This is a genomic window from Bifidobacterium stellenboschense, from assembly GCF_000741785.1.
Lineage (GTDB): Bacteria > Actinomycetota > Actinomycetes > Actinomycetales > Bifidobacteriaceae > Bifidobacterium > Bifidobacterium stellenboschense.
Window position 1 is genome coordinate 23853 of the sequence record NZ_JGZP01000012.1, and the last position, 20439, is coordinate 44291.

13 protein-coding genes and 1 tRNA gene are annotated in these 20439 nt (G+C 64.8%); 12 read left to right on the forward strand and 2 right to left on the reverse strand.

The features are described from left to right. The first annotated feature begins 82 nt into the window (after nt 1–82). The 9 genes from BSTEL_RS04975 to BSTEL_RS05015 all read left to right on the forward strand — a co-directional run bounded on the left by BSTEL_RS04975 (nt 83) and on the right by BSTEL_RS05015 (nt 11544). Nucleotides 83–1933 carry an alpha-amylase family protein gene (locus BSTEL_RS04975; protein ID WP_034527916.1) on the forward strand — a complete coding sequence of 617 codons (1851 nt, stop codon included), beginning with the start codon at nt 83–85 and terminating at the stop codon, nt 1931–1933. Between the two features lie 352 nt (nt 1934–2285). Next, complete coding sequence (locus BSTEL_RS04980; RefSeq protein WP_034527918.1) at nt 2286–3251, forward strand: biotin--[acetyl-CoA-carboxylase] ligase; 966 nt, start codon at nt 2286–2288, stop codon at nt 3249–3251. Between the two features lie 100 nt (nt 3252–3351). Then, nucleotides 3352–3425, forward strand: a tRNA-Gly gene (locus BSTEL_RS04985). Between the two features lie 131 nt (nt 3426–3556). Then, nucleotides 3557–6364: a DNA methyltransferase gene (locus tag BSTEL_RS04990; protein WP_034528422.1), complete on the forward strand. Its 2808-nt coding sequence runs from the start codon at nt 3557–3559 to the stop codon at nt 6362–6364. Nucleotides 6365–6546: 182 nt separating this feature from the next. Next, entirely contained in the window at nt 6547–6867 is a 321-nt protein-coding gene (locus BSTEL_RS04995) for a type II toxin-antitoxin system Phd/YefM family antitoxin (RefSeq protein ID WP_034527920.1), read from the forward strand. Continuing rightward, a complete protein-coding gene (locus BSTEL_RS05000) occupies nt 6864–7196 on the forward strand; it encodes a type II toxin-antitoxin system RelE family toxin (RefSeq protein ID WP_034527923.1) in 333 nt (110 codons plus the stop codon). The genes BSTEL_RS04995 and BSTEL_RS05000 overlap by 4 nt, the downstream gene beginning before the upstream one ends. A 251-nt stretch (nt 7197–7447) precedes the next feature. Continuing rightward, nucleotides 7448–8131 carry a membrane protein gene (locus tag BSTEL_RS05005; protein ID WP_034527926.1) on the forward strand — a complete coding sequence of 228 codons (684 nt, stop codon included), beginning with the start codon at nt 7448–7450 and terminating at the stop codon, nt 8129–8131. Nucleotides 8132–8245: 114 nt separating this feature from the next. Beyond that, nucleotides 8246–8515 (forward strand): 30S ribosomal protein S15, encoded by a 270-nt coding sequence (gene rpsO / locus BSTEL_RS05010; protein WP_034527929.1) that lies wholly within the window; start codon nt 8246–8248, stop codon nt 8513–8515. 311 nt (nt 8516–8826) lie between these two features. Beyond that, complete coding sequence (locus BSTEL_RS05015) at nt 8827–11544, forward strand: polyribonucleotide nucleotidyltransferase (RefSeq protein WP_034527931.1); 2718 nt, start codon at nt 8827–8829, stop codon at nt 11542–11544. Between the two features lie 297 nt (nt 11545–11841). Here the strand turns inward: BSTEL_RS05015 and BSTEL_RS05020 are convergent, their stop codons facing one another. Continuing rightward, nucleotides 11842–13062 (reverse strand): trans-sulfuration enzyme family protein, encoded by a 1221-nt coding sequence (locus tag BSTEL_RS05020; protein WP_034527933.1) that lies wholly within the window; start codon nt 13060–13062, stop codon nt 11842–11844. 315 nt (nt 13063–13377) lie between these two features. Here BSTEL_RS05020 and BSTEL_RS05025 point away from each other — a divergent pair, with 315 nt between their 5' ends. From BSTEL_RS05025 to BSTEL_RS05035, 3 genes are all read left to right on the forward strand, one after another. Further along, nucleotides 13378–15324 carry an InlB B-repeat-containing protein gene (locus tag BSTEL_RS05025; RefSeq protein ID WP_084686123.1) on the forward strand — a complete coding sequence of 649 codons (1947 nt, stop codon included), beginning with the start codon at nt 13378–13380 and terminating at the stop codon, nt 15322–15324. Nucleotides 15325–15865: 541 nt separating this feature from the next. Further along, entirely contained in the window at nt 15866–16453 is a 588-nt protein-coding gene (locus tag BSTEL_RS05030; protein ID WP_034527938.1) for a LemA family protein, read from the forward strand. A 79-nt stretch (nt 16454–16532) separates the two neighbouring features. Beyond that, complete coding sequence (locus BSTEL_RS05035) at nt 16533–18797, forward strand: DUF2207 domain-containing protein (protein WP_034527941.1); 2265 nt, start codon at nt 16533–16535, stop codon at nt 18795–18797. 83 nt (nt 18798–18880) lie between these two features. Here BSTEL_RS05035 and BSTEL_RS05040 read toward each other — a convergent pair whose 3' ends face one another. Then, entirely contained in the window at nt 18881–20215 is a 1335-nt protein-coding gene (locus BSTEL_RS05040) for an RNA-binding domain-containing protein (RefSeq protein WP_034527944.1), read from the reverse strand. Nucleotides 20216–20439 lie beyond the last annotated feature (224 nt).

The window sequence follows — 20439 nt, forward strand, 5'->3', positions numbered from 1 at the left end:
GCGCGCGCGACGTTACACTGGACACCGTCATCGCACAACAACCAACGACGAAGTTAGGCATCGCAGCTAAAAGGAGTCACAGATGGCCGAAACCACCGAAGCCAAGTCCAAGACCAAGTCCGCGCCCGCGACCGACGACGTGTTCGCCGCGCGACTCGCCCGCCATCACGACGAATTCGAATCCCTGTTCCGCATGCTGTACGGCGACTCCCCGGAGCTCGCCGTCTTCGAGCGCGCCATGGCCGACGCCTACGCCGCGCGCCCCGCCGACCTGAAGAAGCTCGACATCGAGCGCGAGAAGGACCCGGAATGGTACAAGCGCGGCGACATGTTCGGCATGACCATGTACACCGACCTGTTCGCGGGCGACCTGAAGAAGCTCGCCGGCAAGATCGACTACCTGAAGGAGCAGAAGCTCACCTATCTGCACCTCATGCCGCTGCTGAAGATGCCCCACCCGGACAACGACGGTGGCTACGCCATCGAGGACTTCGACACCGTCGACCCGCTGCTCGGCTCCAACGAGGACCTCGCCGCCCTCACCAAGAAGCTGCGCAAGGCCGGCATCAGCCTGTGCCTCGACTTCGTGATGAACCACACCGCCTCCTCCCACCGCTGGGCGAAGGCCGCCGAGGCCGGCGACCCCGAATACCAGGACTACTACTTCTGCTACGACGACCGCACCATCCCCGACCAGTACGACGCCGTCGTCCCGCAGGTCTTCCCGAACACCGCCCCCGGCAACTTCTCCTGGAACGAGAAGATGGGCAAGTGGGTCATGACCCAGTTCTACCCGTTCCAGTGGGACCTCAACTACCGCAACCCGAAGGTCTTCACCGCGATGATGACCTCCGTCATGCACCTCGCCAACCTCGGCGTCGAAGTGTTCCGCCTCGACGCGGTGCCGTACATCTGGAAGCAGTTCGGCACCAACTGCCGCAACCTGCCGCAGGTCCACACCATCGTGCGCATGATGCGCATGATGCTGGAGATCGTCTGCCCGGCCGTCGTCCTCAAGGGCGAGGTCGTCATGGCCCCCAAGGAGCTCGCCGCCTACTTCGGCACCCCCGAGCGCCCCGAATGTCACATGCTGTACAACGTGTCCATCATGGTGAACCTGTGGGCCGCGCTCGCCAGCGGCGACGTGCGCCTGCTCAAGCGTCAGGCCGACAAGCTCAACGCCCTGCCGGACAACTGCTGGTTCGTCAACTACCTGCGCTGCCACGACGACATCGGCTGGGGCCTCGACGAGGACGAGGAGGTGCGCCTTGCCATCGACCCGCTCAAGCACAAGGAGTTCCTGTACCACTTCTACGAGGGCACCGTGCCCGGCAGCTGGGCCATGGGCGAACTGTACAACTACGACGAGGCCAGCAAGGACGCCCGCAGCTGCGGCACCGCCGCCTCCCTGTGCGGCGTCGAGAAGGCGCTCATCACCCACGACAAGCCCGCCTACGAGAAGGCCATCGACCGTGACCTGCTCCTGCACCGCGCGATGGCGTTCCTGCGCGGCTTCCCGATGCTCAACTGCGGCGACGAGATCGGCCAGCTCAACGGCTGGGACTACAAGGAGGACCCGGACCGCGTGGCCGACAGCCGCAACCTGCACCGCAGCAAGTTCGACTGGAAGAAGGCCGCCGAACGCAACACGCCCGGCACGCTCCAGAACCGCCTGTGGGAGGGCATGGAGTCGCTGCGCGAGATGCGCGACGACCCGTGCTTCGGCCCGGACGCGTGGGTGACCACGTGGGACACGCACGACGACGCGATCCTCGGCGTCCTGCGCAAGGAGGGCGAGCGCACGATCGTCGGCCTGTTCAACTTCACCAACGCCGACACCTACGCTGTGCTCGACAGCACCGCCGACGTCACGCTCCCCGAGCGCGTCGATCTGAAGCCCTACGAGGCGAAGATCATCGTCGCCCACGAGTGAGCGTTCCCAGAATCGTCGTCGTGGGGTGACGCCGCACGCGCCGCTCCACGACGTACCATCATCGGCATCGTGTCCTATTCCTCTCGGACGCGATGCCGTCCCACCTGTGGCCCCGGCCGCGCGGATCCCCTTCCCGCACGGCCGGGGTCATCCATATCCGTTGAGTCCGATGGCGGGAATCCGGTCGCGATGCAGGCGGTGGCCTAGTGCTCCCGGTAGGTCGGTGCCCTCCGGTGGCCCGGTGGCCCGGTAGACTTGGCGGCCCGGATGTCCCGGTGCTCTCCGGCGGCGGTATCCCGCGACGGCGGAAGAACCGCGGCATGGCCCGTCGCCGCGCGCTACAGTCGCCCATATGGGAATCCTGGGAAACAACGCGCGCATGCCGCGCACGGCACAGGTCGCCGACCGCGTCATCGCCGTCGACCAGACCGGATCGACGAACACGCTTGCGCGCGAACTGGTCGCATCGGGGAAGCTCGCGGGTGCCGCCGGGGCGGTCGCAGGTGGCTCCGCCGCATCGGACCGCCCGTATGTCGCCGTCGTCGTCGCCGACCGTCAGACCGCCGGCCGCGGACGTCTCGACCACACGTGGGAGAGCGCACCGGGGGAGTCGTCCACCGTGTCGTACGTCGTGACCGTGCCGCGCGCGCTCGCCGTCGACGAGACCGTCAACGGCTGGCTGCAGATGACCGCCGGCCTCGCCACACTCGACGGCATCCGCGACGCGCTCGTGGCCGTCGGCGCGAAGCCGCTGCGCGCCGCCCCCGCCGACCGTCTCGGACTCAAATGGCCGAACGACATCTTCGTCGGCGACAAGAAGCTCGGCGGCATCCTCGCCGAACTCGTGCCACTGCCGGACACGGCCGAATCGGGAACAGACGCATCGGGTGGTGAATCATCGGTTGAAACGTCCGACGATGCCGGTCGCGTCGCCATCATCTTCGGCGTCGGACTGAACCTCGCCGTGCCTGCTGACCGGCTGCCCACGCCGCAGGCCACGTCGCTGCAACTGCACTACGCGCCGTTGCCGTCGGGGGAGGAGCTGCGCGACCGAATCGCCGCCGGAACCGTCGCCGCGCTGCGCCGCCGTCTCGCCGCGTTCGCCGCCGGTCCGCGCGACGCGGCGGCGGCGTTGCGGCGCGAGACGGCCGGCGTGTGCGTCACGCTCGGACGCCGCGCCGTCGCGCACTTCACCGATGGCAGTTCGCTGGAAGGCGAGGCCGTCGCGTTGAACGACGACGCGTCGCTCACAATCTGCGACGACGCCGGCGCAACGCACGTCGTGCGCACCGCCGACGTCGGCGTACTGCCCGCATGACGCGCGATGCGACACGACGGCGTCGCGCGGGTTGTGCGTCGCGTGGCCTTGTGTATAATGGCACGAGTTGTTTCATCGGAGTGATTCGATGGGATGATGCGCGGATGTAGCTCAATGGTAGAGCCTCAGTCTTCCAAACTGATTACGCGGGTTCGATTCCCGTCATCCGCTCCACTCAAGAACCGTTGGAATTCCAACGGTTCTTTTGTTTTTCAGGGGGTTGTTTTGGCCCCCGTGAGAACACGGTGAGAACATGGTGTTTCCGCTGCGCCGATTGGGGCATGCCATCGGGGATGATGGTGGGCATGGCTGATGAGTTGAGGATGCGCGCCGGGGCGTTCGTGGAGCGGTGGCGTGGTCGTGGCGATGAGAACAGCGAGACCCAGCAGTTCTGGATGGATCTGCTGGGCGACGTGCTGCATGTGGACCGGTTGAGCGACCGGCAGGTGTTGTGGTTCGAGCGGCGTACGGCGGGCAATGGTCTGATCGACGTGCTGATGGTCGAGGCGCGTGTGCTGGTCGAGCAGAAGAGCCTTGGCGTGGATTTGGATAAGGAGGAGCCACGGCAGGGTGTGATGAAGACGCCGGTGCGTCAGGCGTTGGATTATGCGAACGCGTTGCCGCCGTCGGAGCGGCCGGTGGTGTTGATTACCTGCAATTTCGGCGTGTTCCGTCTTTATGATCTGGAGTCGGACCCGTTGGCGAAGGCGCCGCGCTCGGAGTTCGCGTTGGAGGAGCTGCCTGATCATGTCGGCGAGCTGGCGGGCCTGTTCGACCGGGGGCGCAGCCGTACCATCGTCCAGCAGCAGTTGTCGGAGAAGGCGGGCCAGTTGGGTGCGAGGCTGCACGACGCCCTCGCGTCCTGCTACGACGATCCGGACGAGGCGAAGGCGCATGACGATCTGGCGATGCTGACGGTGCGGATCGTCTTCTGCCTGTATGCCGAGGATGCGGGCCTGTTTCCGGCCAACAGTTTCCGCGACTTGGTGAAGGCGTCCGATCCGCGGCATCTGCGCGGCGACATCGAGGACCTGTTCGACGTGCTCGATACGCCCGAGGATGGTCGGAGCAAATACCTGGATGCGGCCCTCGCGTGTTTCCCGTATGTGGACGGCGGCCTGTTCCGTGACCAGATCGAGATACCGCCGATGGGACGGGACATTCAGGACGCGCTCATGGAGATCAGCGAGGGGTTCGACTGGAGCGGCATCAGCCCGGTCATTTTCGGTTCGCTCATGGAGGAGACGCTCAGCCATGACGAGCGGCGGCGCGGCGGCATGCATTATACGAGTGTGACGAACATCCACCGGCTCATCGACCCGTTGTTCCTCGACGGGTTGACCGCCGAATGCGATCGGCTGATCGCCGCCCGTCCGGCCGTGGAGAAGGGGCGCGCGTTCAAGGAGTGGCGTCAGGGGCTTCAGGATTACCAGGATCGTCTCGCAGGCCTCAAGTGGGCGGATTTCGCGGCCGGTTCGGGTAATTTCCTTACGGAGACGTTCATCTGCGTGCGACGGTTGGAGAACCGGATCATCGAGGCGTTGCAGGGCGACCAGATCGCGTTCGACATGGAGGGATTCAGCGTCAAGGTGTCGATCGCGCAGATGTACGGCGTGGAGATCAACGGGTTCGCGTGCGCGGTGGCGCGTACCGCGTTGTGGATCGCGGAGCAGCAGATGCTCGATGAGACCGAATCGGTGTCCGGCAGGGGTCTCGACCGGCTTCCGTTCAAGGATTCCGGCAACATCGTGCAGGCGAACGCCCTGCGCTACGACTGGAACGACCTGCTGCCCGGCGACGAGTGCGATTATGTGATGGGCAATCCGCCGTTCCTCGGCCATATCAGCAAGACGCCGGAGCAGACGGGCGATCTGAAGGCCGTGTGGGGTGGGGACTACGACGGGTATCTCGACTATGCGACCGGCTGGTTCCGCAAGGCGTCGCGGTATCTGACCAAGCCTTCGGCGGCGTTCGCGCTCGTCAGCACGAACTCGATCACGCAGGGCCAGCCCGTGCCCCACCTGTTCGGGCCGATCATGGCGGACGGGTGGCGCATCGCGTTCGCGCATCGCACGTTCGCGTGGAACGCGCAGTCCACGGACAATGCGCACGTCCACGTCGTCATCATCGGCATGGACCGTGCCGACGACGCGACGAAACCGCCCATCCTGTTCGAATACCCCGACATCGACGGCGAGCCGGAGGCCACGCATCCGCGGCACGTCAACGGGTACCTGCTCGACGGGCCGGACGTGTACGCGGAGAAGCGCAGCCAGAAGGTCGGACCGCTTTCGCCGATGCTCGGCCGGGTCGATTTCGGCTCGATGCCGTTGGACGGCGGCAACCTGCTCATCAACGATGCGGACGAATACGCGAAGGCGATGGGCGATCCGATCGCCGCGAAGTACGTGCGCCCGTTCCGTATGGGACGCGAGCTCATCAACGGCATCGAACGCTGGTGCCTGTGGCTCGCCGACGCGCCCGCGTCCGACATCCTCAAATCCCCGTATCTCAAGACGAGGGTCGAAGCGGTAAAGTCCTTCCGGGAACAGAGCAAGCGTGCGGCGACGCGGGAACGCGCGGCGACGCCGCAGCTGTTCGGTGAGAACCACCAGCCGGAGGAAGCGTATCTCGCCATTCCCAAAGTGTTCAGCGGCCGTCGCAGGTGGGCTACCTGTGCGTTGCTTGGACCGGAGGTGATTGCCGGGGATCAGGTGTTCACCACTGGCGATGCCGAGGGATTCGCGTTCTCTATCATCGAGTCGTCGATGTTCATCACGTGGCAGAAAACCATTGGCGGGCAGATGAAATCGGACTGTCGATTCAGCAATACCGTCGTCTGGAACACGCTCCCATTGCCGAAGCTGTCCGATGCCATGCGCGGGAAGGTCATCGAGGCCGGACGCGGGGTGATCGAGGCGCGCGCGAACCATCCGGGCGAAAGCCTCGCCGACCTGTATAACCCGCTGCTCATGCACCCCGACCTGCTCAAGGCCCACGAACGGCTCGACCGCATCGTCGATGTCGCGTTCGGTGCCGGCAGACCCTGCGGATCGGACGACGAACGCCTCCAAATCCTCTTCGACCGCTACCAGGACCTGACCAAGGTCTGAGACAGACCGAAAACAAAACGAAGAGGGAGAGAGGAGCCCGCCCATGTTCGACATAGACAAGGTTCGCGCAATCATGTCCCGCTACCCGCGCATACATCCGGAGGATGCGGTGTCGAGAACGAATCTGTCGTTGTCTATGATGATGTTAATATCGTCATAGACAACGATATAAGGAGGAATCGATGAGCGTTTCCACACTGCCCCGCATCAACCAGACGGTCTCCATCAGCGACCTCAACCGCGGCAAGGCCACCGAAACATGCCTCCTCGCCCGCAAGGCCCCCGTGGTCGTCCTCAACCGCAACAAGCCGACGGCAGTCATCCTCGACATCGACCAATACAATCGGATCCAGGAATACCTGGAGGACATGGACGACGCCCGCATGGCCGAAGAGCGTTTGAACCATTGGAACGGGACCACCATCAACGAGCATGATGTCATGCGGCACGCCGGCATCACGGAGGCGGACATCGCCGCCGCTCCGGAGGTCGAATTCGAGTGACCGCATGGGAGCGGGAGTGGCTCCCCGAAGCGGAACATGATTTCAGCAAGTTCGACGCCTCGATTCAAGCCCAGGTCATCAAAGGATTGCGGAAGGTCGCCGAGAATCCGCTTCTCGCGACCGAGGGCGGGTACGGGAAGCCGTTGCGCAACGACAACAAGACGAAGCTCGCCGGACTATGCAAAATCAAGTTCAGGAACATCGGCGTACGCGTCGTCTACAAGCCGATTCGCACCGACAGCCGCATGCTCATCATCGTGGTCGGCATCCGCGCGGACGACGAAGTGTACCGGATCGCGGACAAAAGACGACGAAGCTACGACATCTGAACCGGATCGTCCGCCATGACAGTCGAATCGTCGCCCCGGAGATTCGCGGATCGCAACGGCGGAATCACCGCAAGCGGGCGTTTCGTACCCGCCGTTTCGTGATTGCCGGCGCCGAAACATGAATGATTGCGCGGGGTGCCCGCTTCGCCGGTGGCGTGCAGTATCGTGGACGGAGGAAAACAGCGCGCGCCACGGCTGCGGTCGGCCTTGGCGCGACGGATGTGAAGGAACGACGGCAAGCGAGGCGGTATATGGCGGACGAGAGCGAACGCAACGAGGCCACCGAGATCGTGGACGGCAAGGTCGAGACGGTCGAGGTGTCGAAGCATCCGGAGGCGACGATCCCCGAGACCGACCTGTCGCTCGCGGACATCGAACGCGGACGCTCCCACCCCGTGCGCTGGGCCGTGTACGCCGCGGCCGTGCTCGTCGCGATCATCGCGCCGTACTGGTACGGGCGCGCGCTCGCCGTCAACGACACCGCGTGGCTGACCATGCACCTCGACGCGTTCACGCCGCAGGGCATGGCGTTCCTCTCGTGGACGGTCACCCTGACGGCCATCGCCATGCTGGGCGTCGCGATCGTCGACTCCGGGCGCTGGATCTGGCGCATCCTGTTCGCGATCGGTCTCGCCGCCGAACAGTTCGTCGCCGGCGTGGCGCTGCTCAGACTCGACTTCTGGTATTCGACGTACGTCGTGTACGGCGAATCGGCGACCATCGCGAACGCGGCCAACCTCGGCATCATCGCCGCCGGATTCGGCGTGGCCGTGTTCGCCGTGATCTGGGTGGGCCTGCTCGTCGTCATCCGGAAGGAGTCGCCGCTCAACGTGCTCACGCGCAGCTGGGCGTCGTTCATCCTGTTCTTCGCGATCGAGGCGGCGGCGCTGCTCGTCGTCATGTTCGGCGGTCTGCTCACCACCGTCGCCGCGTGACACGCACGTCCGCACCGCGTCCTATAGTTTCCATTTGGCGTAAATCGCCCGCGGATAGAGAGCGCTCCACGCACCGAGCATGGGGCACCGCGCAACGACCATAAGGAGGATGCCGTGGCACTTACGGCTGAAGAGAAGTCCCAGATCATCAACGAGTTCGCGACGCACGAGGGCGACACCGGCTCCCCGGAGGTCCAGGTCGCGCTGCTCTCCAAGCGCATCTCCGACCTGACCGAGCACCTGAAGAAGCACCAGCACGACCACCACTCCCGTCGCGGCATGCAGATGATGATCGGTGACCGTCGCTCCCTGCTCGACTACCTCAAGCGCAACGACATCAACCGTTACCGTGCGCTGATCGAGAAGCTTGGTCTGCGTCGATAGTACAGACTTCCGCCCGGGCGCCTTACGGCGTTCGGGCGTTTTACATACGCCTGCCAAACGGCAACACAACCGAAGAGGGGACGGATTCGAGAGGACGGGCCGCGAGGTGCGGTCGGCGAGAGAATCCGGTTTACGAATCGTGAGTTGACACGAGGGCGCGGCCGGGGGTCGCGCATGGCGGCGGCGGGAGGCCCGAACGGAGGTCCGAACGGATGGGCCGTGCCGCCGGAACGAAAGCGAATGTAAGAGCCTGGCCCGGCTGAAGAAGGGCCGCATGTTTGTAGGAAAAGACAAGGCAAAGGAGGAACCCTATGGAGGGTCCCGAAATCAAGGCCGCAGAGGCCATCATCGACAATGGGTCGTTCGGCAAGCGCACGCTGCGCTTCGAGACCGGCCGTCTCGCCCAGCAGGCCGACGGTGCCGTCGCCGCCTACCTGGACGACGACACCATGGTGCTGAGCACCACCACCGCCGGCAACAGCCCGAAGGAGAACTACGACTTCTTCCCGCTGACCGTCGACGTCGAGGAGAAGATGTACGCCGCCGGCAAGATCCCCGGCTCCTTCTTCCGCCGCGAAGGCCGCCCGTCCAACGACGCGATTCTCGCCTGCCGCATCATCGACCGTCCGCTGCGCCCGCTGTTCCCGCACACGCTGCGCAACGAGGTGCAGGTCGTCGAGACGATCCTGTCCGTCAACCCGGACGACGCGTACGACGTGGTCGCCCTCAACGCGGCCTCCGCCTCCACCATGATCTCCGGCCTGCCGTTCTCCGGCCCGGTCTCCGGCGTGCGCCTGGCCCTCATCGACGGCCAGTGGGTCGCCTTCCCGACCTGGTCCGAGCGTGAGCGCGCCGTGTTCGAGATCGTGGTCGCCGGCCGCGTGATCGACAACGGTGATGTCGCGATCGCCATGATCGAGGCGGGCGCCGGCAAGAACGCCTGGCACCTCATCTACGACGAGGGCCAGACCAAGCCGGACGAGACCGTCGTGGCCGAGGGCCTTGAGGCCGCCAAGCCGTTCATCAAGGTCATCTGCGAGGCCCAGAACGAGCTCAAGGCCGCCGCCGCGAAGGAGACCCGCGAGTTCCCGCTGTTCCCGGAGTACACCGAGGATCTCTACAACCGCATCGACGAGATCGCCCACAAGGATCTCGACGAGGCGCTGACCATCGCGGAGAAGCTGCCGCGTCAGGAGCGCATCCACGAGATCAAGGAGCACGTGCGCGAGATCCTCGCCAACGAGTTCACCGACATGGACGACGCCGAGAAGGACAAGGAACTCGGCAACGCGTTCAAGGAGCTGCAGCGCCAGATCGTGCGCCGCCGCATCCTCACCGAGGACTACCGCATCGACGGCCGCGGCCTCAAGGACATCCGCACCCTGTCCGCCGAGGTGGACATCGTGCCGCGCGTCCACGGCTCCGCCCTCTTCCAGCGCGGCGAGACCCAGATCCTGGGCATCACCACGCTGAACATGCTCAAGATGGAGCAGCAGCTCGACTCCCTGTCCGGCCCGCAGTCCAAGCGCTACATGCACAACTACGAGATGCCGCCGTACTCCACCGGCGAGACCGGCCGCGTCGGCTCCCCGAAGCGTCGCGAGATCGGCCATGGCGCCCTCGCCGAGAAGGCCCTCGTGCCGGTGCTGCCGAGCCGTGAGGAGTTCCCGTACGCGATCCGTCAGGTCTCCGAGGCCATCGGCTCCAACGGCTCCACCTCCATGGGCTCCGTGTGCGCCTCCACCCTGTCGCTGCTCGCGGCGGGCGTGCCGCTGAAGGCCCCGGTCGCGGGCATCGCGATGGGTCTGGTCTCCGGCGACGTCGACGGCCAGCACATCTACAAGACCCTGACCGACATCCTGGGCGCCGAGGACGCGTTCGGCGACATGGACTTCAAGGTGGCCGGCACCTCCGAGTTCATCACCGCCCTGCAGCTCGACACCAAGCTGGACGGCATCCCGGCCGACATCCTCGCCGCCGCGCTGCAGCAGGCGAAGGACGCCCGCACCACGATCCTCGAGGTCATCAACGAGTGCATCGACGGCCCGGCCGAGATGAGCGAGTTCGCCCCGCGCATCATCACCACCACCGTCCCGGTCGAGAAGATTGGCGAGGTCATCGGCCCGAAGGGCAAGATGATCAACCAGATCCAGGAGGACACCGGCGCCGAGATCGCGATTGAGGACGACGGCACCGTCTTCATCTCCTCCGAAGGCGGCGAGGCCGCCGAGAAGGCGAAGCAGATCATCGACTCCATCGCCAACCCGCACGTGCCGCAGGCCGGCGAGACCTACAACGGCAAGGTCGTCAAGACCACGTCGTTCGGCGCGTTCGTGAACCTCACGCCGGGCACCGACGGCCTGCTGCACATCTCGCAGATCCGCAACCTCACCAACGGTGAGCGCATCGATCAGGTCGAGGACGTGCTCAAGGAGGGCGACACCGTCGAGGTCGTCGTCCAGGGCGTCGACGATCGCGGCAAGATCTCCCTCGCGATCCCCGGTTTCGAGGATCAGGAGAACAACGCGCGCCGCGGCGGTGACCGTCCGGCCCGCGGCGATCGCGACGACCGTCGCGGCGCCCGCGGCCCGCGCCGCGACCGTGACGACCGCCGCGACCGCGACGACGATTTCGACGATCGTCCGCGCCGTCGTCGTTCCGACGACCGCGACGACCGTGACTACGATGATCGTCCGCGTCGCCGCCGCGTCGAGCGCGACTACGACGACCGCGATCGTGATTACGATGATCGTCCGCGTCGCCGTCGTTCCGACCGCGACTACGACGACCGTGACGACCGTCGCGCCTCCCGCGATGACGATCGTCCGCGTCGCCGTCGTTCCGACGACCGCGACGACCGTCGTTCCGACCGTGACGATCGTCGCGGCGGCCGCGGCCGTGGCGGCTACGACCGCAACCCGCGCTACGCGACCGACGAGAACTACGACGAGTACCACGCGGACCGCATCGAGCGCACCGAGCGCCCGCGCCGCCGCGTCCGTCGCGACTTCGATCCGTTCGAGGACTGATCGCTGATCGATTCGGTCTGATCGCCACCTCGGCGTAGCACGACGAACATAGGGGCTGCCGATCAAACGTAGGGGGCCGCACCGGAATTATCTCCCGGTGCGGCCCCCTATTTGTATGTCGTTATTCCCTTGCCGTCATTCCCCGCCGTCATTCCCTACCGTTATTCCCCGCCGTTATTCCCATGGTGCGGTAAAACTCCCATGGTGCGGTGGTGGAAAACGTTGGTATTCCGCCGTTGTGGAGATTGTGTGTTGCCGCACCATGGGGTGTTGGTGTGGGGTGTTGGTGGTGGGGCGCTACAGTTCGGATTCGGCGAGGGCGTGGTCGATGTCGCGGATGAGGTCGTCGGTGTCCTCCAGACCGACGGCGAGACGGAAGAATCCGCGGTGGAACTCCTCCGGGTACAGGTACTGGCGTTCGTCGTCCTCGCCGAGGAACACGATCAGGCTTTCGTCGTGGCCGAGCGAGACGGCCGACGTGATCACGTTGAGCTTGCTCACGAACCGGTTGTGCCCGTCATGGTCGGTGTCGAGGCCGAACGAGAGCACGCCGCCGAATCCCGCATCCGGGCGGGCGAGCTGACGTGCCGCCACGTCGTGATGCGGGTGGGATTCGAGCCCCGGATAGGCGACGAACCGCACCTGCGGCAGGCTTTCCAAGTGCTTCGCGATGGCCAGTGCGGAGGCGTTGTGCTGACGCATGCGCAGGGGGAGTGTGACCGAGCCGCGGTTGATGAGCCACGCGTTGAACGGCGAGATGATGCCGCCGTAGTTCACCTGATAGGTGAAGCGGATCTGGTCGGTGAGCTCCTTGCAGGTGGCGATGGCACCGCCGAGCGCGTCGCCGTGGCCGTTGATGTACTTGGTGAGGCTTTCGATGACGACGTCCGCGCCGAGATCGGCGGGACGCACGTTGAACGGCGAGTTGAACGTGTTGTCGACGGACAGCAGCGCGCCCGCGTCGTGCGCGAGCTTCGCCGCAGCTTCGATGTCCGTGACCTTGAGGGTCGGGTTGGCGGGCGTCTCGATGTGCACGAGCTTCGTGTTCGGGCGGATCGCGTCCTCGATGTTCTTCGGATCCGACGTGTCGACGATCGACGTCTCGATGCCGTACTTCTCCGGCAGGATCTGGTTGAGCAGACGGTAGGCGGCGATATACGTCGTGTCGGAGAAGATCGCGTGGTCGCCGCGATTCAGGAGCGTGGTGAACGTGGCGGCGAGGGCGGCGACGCCGGAGGCGAGCACGACCGCGTCCTCCGTGCCTTCCAGATTCGCGAGCTTCGCCTCCAGATAGCGCTGGTTCGGATGGCCGTTGCGCGTGTACAGGTTCACGTCGGAACTGGACCAGTTGATGTCGGAGGGATCGTAGGGCAGAGCGTAGGCGTTCGCCAGCGTGATCGGACGGCGAATCGCGCCGGTTTCGGCGTCGACCCCGTTGCCGAGGTGGATGGATTTGGTCGCGAATCCGAGCGGCGTGCCGTCGAAGGATTCGCCATGATGCACGAGATCTGAGGTCATGGTTCCATCTCTAGCAGTCGCGCGTTTCCCGCGCGAGTGCGCGTGGTCTGCGGAAACCCGCGGAATCCCGCCGTTTGATAGCCGTCCATAGGAAGAACCGTGGGGATTGCGGTGCCCGCGGTGCCCCGGGTCTCGCCCATACGGATCGGCCCGGCATGTCTCGTTGGGTGAGATTTGTCCGCGGGGGGGGGGGTATCTTCTCTCTGTGAGATTTCAGTGAAGAGGAATTTCGCGTATCCTGAGGGATTTTCGAAGGCACCTGATGGGAATGAATAACTCAAGGAGATAGTAGGAAAGTACTGTCGAGGTACCATCATGACTTTGAAGAAGATTATTGCGGGTGCCACTGCAATCGCCGCATTGGCGGTGTTGGCACCTATGACGGCCCAGGCCGAGGAGAGTACGCCGGCCGCTACCGAAACCACTAATTCGCAGGTGGCAAACCAGCAGTCCGTGCCCGTCCTGTACCACATGAACGGTGGTAGCATCAACGGTGTGAGCGGCGATGGCAGCGTGCAGGTCCCCGCGGGACAGACGATTCTGGACAAGCTGCCGACCGCTGTCGACCTCCAGCGCGACGGCTACAAGTTCGCCGGTTGGGCGTACACCGATGGCACGCCCGTCCAGAGCAGTGACGTCGCCAAGCTCGGCAAGGATTATTACGAGGTTCAGGCCCAGTGGACCTCTCTGACTCCCGAGCAGCCGACGGCGACCTACAACGTTATCGTGAGCACCAACGGCGGCACCGTCCAGAACGGCGAGAACGCCGGCCAGACGGGCGACCTCCAGTATCAGGTGAAGGAAGGCACGAACCTCCTCTCCGTGCTGCCGAAGCTCAAGCGTGACGGGTTCGATTTCGTCGCCTGGCATTACGCTGACAACGCCGGCACCCAGGTCGGTGCCCAGGACACGGTGAAGGGCAACGTCACCGTCTACGCCACGTGGAACCTCGACAAGGTCGATCCCGGTATGCAGGTGACCACGCATACGGTGGTCGTGCGCACCAACGGCGGCACCGTTCAGGACGGCGAGGCCAAGGGCCAGACCGGTGACGTGTCCATCACCGTCGGCGAGGGCGACAACCTGCTTTCCGTGCTGCCGTCCCTCAAGCGCGATGGTTTCGTGCAGCGTGGCTGGTATTACGGCTGGGATGAGAACGACAACCAGTCCTACGGCACCTCCACGAAGGTCGGCGAGGGTGATACCGTCACCAAGGATCTCGTCGTGCGCGCCCTGTGGGATGTTGCCGACCCGGATTCCGGCATGAACGTCAAGACGTACGATGTGACGGTGAAGACCAAGGGCGGTGTGATCGAGGGCGGTGAGTTCGACGGTCAGTCCGGTGATGTGAAGTTCACCGCGGCCGAGAACGACACGCTGCTGGACAAGCTGCCGAAGCTCAAGCGCGACGGGTACACGTTCCGCGGCTGGCACTACGAGGATGTCGTCGCGCACGGCACCAACACGACCGTCAAGGCGACCGATACCGTGACCGGTGACGTGACCGTCATCGCCCTGTGGGATGTGGCCGACCCGGATTCCGGCATGAACGTCAAGACGTACAACGTGACGGTGAAGACCAAGGGCGGTGTGATCGAGGGCGGTGAGTTCGACGGTCAGTCCGGTGATGTGCAGTTCACCGCGGCCGAGAACGACACGCTGCTGGACAAGCTGCCGAAGCTCAAGCGCGACGGGTACACGTTCCGCGGCTGGCACTACGAGGATGTCGTCGCGCACGGCACCAACACGACCGTCAAGGCGACCGATACCGTGACCGGTGACGTGACCGTCATCGCCCTGTGGGATGTGGCCGACCCCGACCCCGATATGAACGTCGAGCAGTTCACCGTCGTGTACAACACGAACGGCGGCAACATCAACGGCGAAGTCGGCGACTTCTCCGTGCAGGTCGCCAAGGGCGACACCATCCTGGACAAGCTTCCCACCACCGACGAGATCACTCGCGACGGCTACAAGCTGTCCGGTTGGAAGTACGCCGAGACCGGCACCGACAAGGATGGTTCCGCCGTGAAGGCGACCGATACCGCGACCGGCAACGTGTACAAGATCGTGGCGCAGTGGACCAAGGTCGTCGCCAAGGGTGACCAGTCCAAGCCGCAGGCCGCGACGAAGTCCGACGCGAAGAAGAACGATGGCGCCATCCTCGGCGAGACCGGTTCCGCCATCGCGGGCATCGCGGTGTTCGCGGTCGTCGCGATCGCCGGTGCCGCCGCCATCATGCTGCTGCGCAAGCGCGCCTGATCGTGCCATGCCGATTCAGGCTCCCCGAAGCTTGGGTTGGCGTCCGGTCAAGCTTCTTCACATGCAGTTGAGGGTATGAGATCGCCTTCGAAATCGTCTCATGCCGGATGTATGGCCTAACGGCCGCCAACTCAAGGGGGTCCGGAACATCTTACGATGTTCCGGACCTCTGTTTTTGTTAATGGGCTTGTCGTTGCCTGAGAAACCACCAAAAGACCAGCTAGGGGATGCCGGTACGGCGGTGTCCCGGTGGCGTGTACTCCGACTTCCCATGGTGCGGTGAATCACCCATGGTGCGGTGTCGGAAAACGGCTTGATTTCGCCGTTATGGAGATTATGTGTTGCCGCACCATGGGATGTGGGTGGGGTGACACGCCGGGCGGGGCGATGACCGGTAGATATCTACCGGTGTGGCGCGGGGCGTGGAAGAATGGGGTGCAAGCGGTTACGGATGATCGTGGACGATCGGACGACGATCGGACGATTGCGGAACATGGGCGCGTGCATGCGCGGCCGTGTCCCACGGACGAAGGAGCGGGCCATGGGCGGTGCGGCAGTGGCGATAGTGATTGTGGTGGTGATTCTGGCGGTCATCATCGGACTGGTCGCGTGGGCGATCGCCGCCTACAACGGCCTCGTACAGCTGCGCAACCGGGTAGGCAACGGTTGGGCGCAGATTGACGTGCAGTTGAAACAGCGCGCCGACCTGATTCCGAACCTCGTGGAGACGGTGAAAGGCTATGCGGCGCACGAGTCCGGCGTGCTCACGCAGGTGACGGCCGCGCGCGCCGGCGCGATGGCCGCCGCCGCGAACCCGGGCGCCACGATCGCCCAGCGCGCCGCCGCCGAGAACCAGCTGTCGCGCGCCCTGGTCAACCTCACGGCCACGGCCGAGGCATACCCGCAGCTGCAAGCCAACCAGAACTTCATGAACCTCCAGAACCAGCTGCAGGCGTTGGAGCAGAAGATCGCGTTCGCCCGCCAGTTCTACAACGACGTGGTGATGAAGTACAACACGCGCATCGAGACCGTGCCGAGCAACATCATCGCGGGGCTCTTCCACTTCACGCAGGCGCAGTACTTCGCGGCGGACGAGGCGAGCCGCGCCGTGCCGCAGGTGAGGTTCTGACCGCCGGACGGGTGACCGGCGGACACCGAACATGTAGAGCACGAACGACACGAACAAACGGCACGGACGGGACGGCAACATGCGACACGGACTGGTCAGATCGGCGGTCAACGCCCTCATCGCCACGGCGATCCTCGTGGGCATCCTGCTCCTCGGGCACAGCGGCCTCGTCGGCGGCGCCCTGCTCAGCTGCCGCACCATCGACTACACGGCCGTCGCCACCGCAGAAGGCGACCTCAAGGTCGACACGCGCTACGACTACCGGCTCAAGGCGCGTGAGGACGACGACGGGTATACGAAACGTTGGAAGCAGCTGTACTGGCAGTACACGCTCGAACGCGGCAAGCTCACCGACATCACCGACATCACCGTGCGCAACGTCACCACCGGCGAAACGTACACGCGCATCGACCCGCAGAACCCCGAACCCATCAACGACGGCACCTGGGACCTCAAATACGCGAACCACTGGTACATCGCCGACGTGACCGACGGCGCCGACGACCCGCGACCCTACGAGCCCGGCAGGGACGGACTCGACGGCGCCGACGCGACGGACGGCACCAAAACCATCGAAATCGGCTGGAACATCCCCGCCACCAAGGAGACCGACAGCCTGAAATTCGACGTGTCGTTCACCATGCACGACATCGCCACGAAACACGACGACGTCACCACCTTCCAATGGGAGCCGATCAAGAGCACCAGCCAGGTGCCCGCCGGGACCATCACCGGCAGCGTGCGCTTCCCCGGCGGCGCCGGCGCGTCGAACGTGTGGAGCTGGCTGCACACCGAACGCGACAGCGAAACCGATACGGACGCCGACGGCCGCACCGGCGACGGCACGTTCGACTTCACCGTCCACGACCTCCGCTCCGGCGACTATCTCAACGTCGTCGCCGCCTACGACTCCCGATTCGCCGGCGACATCGCGCACACCGTACACGACGACGCGCTCGCCGACCTCACATCCACCGAACGCGCCAAGGAACAGGAGTGGCGCGACGGGCGGCGTCGCGAGGCGTGGACGCAGCTCGGCTGGTGGGGAGCGCTTGCCGCCGCCGCGATCGGCCTGTGCGCGTGGGGACTCATCGCCGCATTCCGGTCGCGCCGCCTCGCCGGCTATCACGGCCCGATCGTCTACTGGCGCGACCCGCCGCAGGTGAGCCCCGCCAGCGCGGCACGGCTCATGGACGCGATGGACGGGCTGCCGGTCGGCGGCATCACTGGCAAACGCGCCGACCGCATGCTGAACGAGTGCTCGCTCGCCGGCACCGTGATGGCGCTCGCGGTGAAGAAGGCGGTCGCCATCTACCCGGGGCCCTCGTGGATGTACCGGGGCGTCGACCTGAGCCGCGCGGATCCGGTCGGCCTGTCGCGCATGATCGGCGCCGACCCGCGGCTCGTCGCGGCGAGCGACGAGACGAGCACGATCGTGATCCTGCCGGCCGTGTTCACGCCGCAACGCGCCTCGCTCGGGCTCTGCCGATCGGAATCCGCGTGCCTCGACCTCATCGTCGACATCTCGCGCCGCGTCGGCTCCCCGGTGTTCGACTTCACGCAGATGAAGACAGCCTGCAAGAACTGGCGGGACGGCTACAAGTCGATGGAGCGGTTCACGACGGCCGCGGCGAACGAATACGCGATGCTCGACGCCGTGCGCTCCATGGCGAAGGGGTACATGCTTCCCATGGCGTTCCTGCTGATCCTCGGCTCGGCGCTGCTCACCTCCCCGGTACTCACCTCGAACATCGCCGTGCAGCTGTGCGTGGGCGCCCCGAGCGTGTGGACCAGCGTGTTCATCCTCGGCGCCGGCATGCCGAAACGGTTCACGGCCGCCGGCGAGGACTACGCCGGCCGGTGCCTCGGCCTCAAACGGTACATGGAGGATTTCTCCGACTTCACCGACCGCGGCCCCGCTGACCTCGCCCTGTGGGACTGGTACATGGTGTACGCGGCCGCGTTCGGCATCTCCGGGAAGATGGCGGCCGAACTCGCCAAAGCCTACCCGCAGCTCGCCGATCCTGCATGGCTCGACGCGTACGGCGCCGGTTCCGTGTGGTACTGGAACTACCGTCGTCACGAGTGGCATCGCCGGTATGGTCACGGCGGCGGGTTCGGGTCCTCCGGCCCGTGGTCGGACGGTTCGTCGTCCGGCGGCATGGGGGGTTTCGGCGGCGACGCGTTCGCCGGCGGACTGGGCGACATCGGCTCGCAATTGAGCTCCGGATTCGATTCGGTCGCCTCGACGATCTCCGCCGCCGCGCCGTCCTCCTCGTCCGGCGGCGGCGGTTTCGGCGGAGGCGGCGGCGGTTCCGGCGGCGGCTCGGGCGGCGGCCGGTAGCCCGGCGATGCTCTCCGGCAGTGGCTCTGGCGGAGAGCATCTGCGCGGGACGGCGTGACGTGGAGTGCCGCACTGCGAAGCGGCTATACCGGCATGTAGCGTGTGGAGCGCGCTTTCCCGGTTCGGGCGAGCATGCCACGTCCCGCCAGCGATGCGATTATCTGGTAGGCGGAGGCTTGGGATAGTCCGGTGAGCGCCTGTGCCTGTCGCCGGGTGATAACGCCGTGATTTCGCGCATAGTCGAGTACCATGCGTTCGTTGGGGGACAGCGGCTGCTCCGTATCGTGGCTTGCGGCGGCATCGTGACCGTGGGCGGTGGCGTGGGACGATGCGTGCTTGGGCAACACCAGCCGGAACGTGTGATCGGTGATATGGAATGATGGTTGTTCCTTGGAATCCCGATAATCCCCCATGATGCGGCGGATTCCCGTTCCATACGCCTCCACGAGCCGCAGCCGGTAGAACACGTTCGCTAGTTTCGGATTGCGTTGGGCGGAGATGCCGTTCATCATGTCCTCACGGGTGAACCTGCCGGGAAGGCCGCCAAGATTGAGGAATTCCATACGGTCGGCGAACACGCTGACCAGTGACGGGCCGGACAGCCCATAGTCGCGGTGCACGATGAGATTGAGCAGAGCCTCGCGCAACACCAGCGGCGTGTAATCGTAGTCATCGACGCGGCGCATGTCGTCGCCGGTGTGCGAGACCACGGTGTTGTGCCGGTTGATGAATTCATTGACCTGGTTGAACTGGGTGAGCAGCGATCCGCTGAATTCCTGCCGGTTCAGGAACGTCTCCTTGTCATCGTCGGCGAACGCGGCGGCTTTGATGGAGACCGTGCACTGGTCGGAAAGCAGCCATGCCAGGTTCGTGTATCTGCCATCATCGGCGCGTAGACCCAGCGTGCGTTGGGTGGCTTCGGTGAAGGCGAGTCCGGTATCGGAAAACGCAAGCTCGGCGGCCGTGAACGTCAATGTCTGTTGCAGTGACACCGCGTCCTCAAAGGAGTCGCCAGCCGTCTGGCGGATCATATCGACGATTGCGGATTCGCTGGCGGGAATCGACGCCGCGCCGGAACGGACGTACACTCCGGCAGGTCTGATTCCCTTGTCGGCCAGATAATAGGGACGGTTCGTACCGCGTTGGATGTGTACGGCCACCACGGGAACGTCGTTCATTTGTTCCGTCTCCACCGAGGTGAATCCCATCAGGTCGGGGTGAATGCCGTCCGCTATCGCCTGGGTGGCGCGTCGCATGCTCTCGTCCGCGTCCGGAACGCCTATTGGTGTGCCGTCGTCTTCCACGCCGAGATAGATGACGCCGCCGTCCGTGTTGGCGAAGGCGACCGCTGTGCGTTTCGCACCATCCACCCAATCCCGTTTGAATTCGGTGATGAGATTCTCGTGGAGCGACGTCATCGTGGTCTCCTTATCGTTATCGTGGTGGAATCGCGGCCCGGACGGGCCATGAGCTCGTGGCTCCGGACTATCGTGATTGCCGGCTGTTTCTTCTACTATCTTACATTATCTTATATTATCTTATAGTATAAGATTCGATTGATTGATTCCGGTCGTGTGCATTCGATCGGATGGCGAAAGCGCCTTCGCGATGTGAGACACGCCACTGAATGTATTGCCAACGT

Excerpts from the sequence above, each read along its gene's own strand:
- BSTEL_RS04975 (WP_034527916.1), top strand. The coding sequence starts at position 83 with ATGGCCGAAACCACCGAAGCCAAGTCCAAGACCAAGTCCGCGCCCGCG.
- BSTEL_RS04980 (WP_034527918.1), top strand. The coding sequence starts at position 2,286 with ATGGGAATCCTGGGAAACAACGCGCGCATGCCGCGCACGGCACAGGTC.
- BSTEL_RS04990 (WP_034528422.1), top strand. The coding sequence starts at position 3,557 with ATGGCTGATGAGTTGAGGATGCGCGCCGGGGCGTTCGTGGAGCGGTGG.
- BSTEL_RS04995 (WP_034527920.1), top strand. The coding sequence starts at position 6,547 with ATGAGCGTTTCCACACTGCCCCGCATCAACCAGACGGTCTCCATCAGC.
- BSTEL_RS05005 (WP_034527926.1), top strand. The coding sequence starts at position 7,448 with ATGGCGGACGAGAGCGAACGCAACGAGGCCACCGAGATCGTGGACGGC.
- BSTEL_RS05015 (WP_034527931.1), top strand. The coding sequence starts at position 8,827 with ATGGAGGGTCCCGAAATCAAGGCCGCAGAGGCCATCATCGACAATGGG.
- BSTEL_RS05020 (WP_034527933.1), bottom strand. The coding sequence starts at position 13,062 with ATGACCTCAGATCTCGTGCATCATGGCGAATCCTTCGACGGCACGCCG.
- BSTEL_RS05025 (WP_084686123.1), top strand. The coding sequence starts at position 13,378 with ATGACTTTGAAGAAGATTATTGCGGGTGCCACTGCAATCGCCGCATTG.
- BSTEL_RS05030 (WP_034527938.1), top strand. The coding sequence starts at position 15,866 with ATGGGCGGTGCGGCAGTGGCGATAGTGATTGTGGTGGTGATTCTGGCG.
- BSTEL_RS05035 (WP_034527941.1), top strand. The coding sequence starts at position 16,533 with ATGCGACACGGACTGGTCAGATCGGCGGTCAACGCCCTCATCGCCACG.
- BSTEL_RS05040 (WP_034527944.1), bottom strand. The coding sequence starts at position 20,215 with ATGACGTCGCTCCACGAGAATCTCATCACCGAATTCAAACGGGATTGG.